Genomic DNA, 552 nt, shown 5'->3' on the forward strand with positions numbered 1-552 from the left:
CTACTCCGTACTGCGCTCGAAAGTGCAGTTCGAAGTGTCCGGCAAGGCGTATGGCCCGGGTGCAAAGATTTCCTGGAAGGCTTCCGACCCGAAGGTCGGCGATGGCTCCCTCGAAATTGCCTCTATCGATCCGGGCTTCGCCCAGATCACCGATGCCGGCAAGGGCACCATTGTCTGGAACCTGGACAACGGCTGGCGCGGTACCGACAAGAAGTTCACGATCAAGCTGGAGCGCACCGGTCGTAGCCAGAAGCTGGTCAAGGTCAACTGGGCGTACGATGTCTCGTACGGCTTCAACCTGGTCAACCGCTTCTCGAACCTCTACATCCATGGCGATCCGGACGCGCTGATCCAATTCAGCCTGTCCAATCTTCAGAACCTGATGGCGTCGATCCCCAACATCGACTACAGCAAGATGGTTCCGTCGATCGTCGAGCAGCCGGCTAAGCCGATCCTGTTTGTCTCCACCACCGCCCCGCGCACCCTCGACGACGTCGATACCGCGTCGGACAAGGCGATGGCCGAGATCCAGGCAGCTGCCAAGAAGCTCGG

Annotated in this window: 1 protein-coding gene; it reads left to right on the forward strand. The window is 59.8% G+C overall.

All coding sequences use genetic code 11. The features are described from left to right. Window positions 1-552: hypothetical protein (locus CBX98_RS26330; protein ID WP_197710245.1), on the forward strand; the 552-nt coding region annotated here is incomplete at both ends.

The organism is Vibrio sp. T9 (assembly GCF_003123985.1).
Lineage (GTDB): Bacteria > Pseudomonadota > Gammaproteobacteria > Enterobacterales > Vibrionaceae > Vibrio > Vibrio diabolicus.